Source organism: Streptomyces sp. NPDC101166 (assembly GCF_044768125.1).
In the GTDB taxonomy this organism is placed as follows: Bacteria; Actinomycetota; Actinomycetes; order Streptomycetales; family Streptomycetaceae; genus Streptomyces.
Genome location: NZ_JBIWPF010000236.1, coordinates 1 through 1,171, shown reverse-complemented (window position 1 = coordinate 1,171; position 1,171 = coordinate 1). Strand labels below are relative to the sequence as shown.

Sequence of the window (1,171 nt, the reverse complement as noted above, 5' to 3'; positions counted from 1 at the left end):
GGAGCTGCTCGCCGAGGCCGGAATCGGCACGGAGACCGTCGAATTCGTGGGCGTCGACTTCGAGAACGACGACCTGTACGCGGAACTGATCGCCCGCGGCTTCGACCCGTCGCGCCCCGCCCTGGTGAGCTGGCTGGGCGTCACCATGTACCTCACCGAGCCCGCCATCGCGGCCACCCTGGACACCCTCGCGCGCCTCGCGCCCGGCACCGAACTGGTCCTGGAGTACGCGCTGCCGCCGGAGCTGCGCGACGAATCCGGGCGGGTCTACGGCAAATTCGCGCAGGCGGCCACCGCGCAGCAGGGCGAGCCCATGCGCAGCATGTTCTCCCCGGAATCGGTGACGACCCTGCTCGCGCGGCACGGTTTCACTGTGGCGGACCATATCTCGCAGCGTGAGGCCGTCGATGCCGCCCTGTGGCAGCGCACCGACGGTCTGCGCCCGATCGACTTCTGCCGGCTGGTGCGCGCTCAGCGGTGAGGCCGGACCAGGATCTGGATGTGGTCGTCGGGATTGCGCAGTGATTCGATCGCGTCGGCGACCCCGTCCAGCCCCACCTGATCGGTGATGAGCGAGGCCGCGTCCACGGTGCCGTCGGCGATGCGGCGCAAGGTCTTCGCGTACTCCTCCTGCGGGTAGACCATGCACATCTGCAGCGAGATGTCCTTGTAGAGGCCGACGACGGGCCGGATGACGTCGTCGGTCATGACCGCGCCGATCTGCAGGATGGCGGTCTCGCGCGGCACCTTGTACATGAGGTCGTTGAGCAGGCCGGGCACCGCGGCGCAGACCCAGACGTGCAGCTTCTGGCCGGGCGCGGCCAGCTCCTGCCACACCTCCACCGGATCCTCGACGGCCGGGTCCACCGCCCGGTGCGCGCCCATCCGCAACGCGGCCTCGCGGCGCAGTTTCGAGGGGTCCGAGGCGACGATCGGGGCGACGCCGCGTTCGGCCAGCGCGGCCACCGCGCCCAGACCGACGGGGCCGCAACCGATCACGATGCCGGTACCGTCCGGCCCGATGCCGGTGCGGGCCACATTGCCGAAGCCGACGGCCAGGGGTTCGGTGAGGGCGGCGACGTGCGGGGGCACGTGGTCGGGGATCGGTTCGAGCGCCATGGCCTGCAACACCATGCGCTCGCCGAAGCCGCCGGGGAATTCGTTGGAGTAG

Annotated in this window: 2 protein-coding genes; one reads left to right on the top strand and one right to left on the bottom strand. The window is 70.6% G+C overall.

Features of this window, described 5'->3' with window-relative positions; genetic code table 11:
- On the top strand, window positions 1-481 hold a 481-nt coding region (locus ACIRS4_RS38015), incomplete at its 5' end, for a class I SAM-dependent methyltransferase (protein WP_404204816.1).
- Here the strand turns inward: ACIRS4_RS38015 and ACIRS4_RS38010 are convergent.
- On the bottom strand, window positions 472-1,171 hold a 700-nt coding region (locus ACIRS4_RS38010; protein WP_404204814.1), incomplete at its 5' end, for a zinc-binding dehydrogenase. The genes ACIRS4_RS38015 and ACIRS4_RS38010 overlap by 10 nt on opposite strands.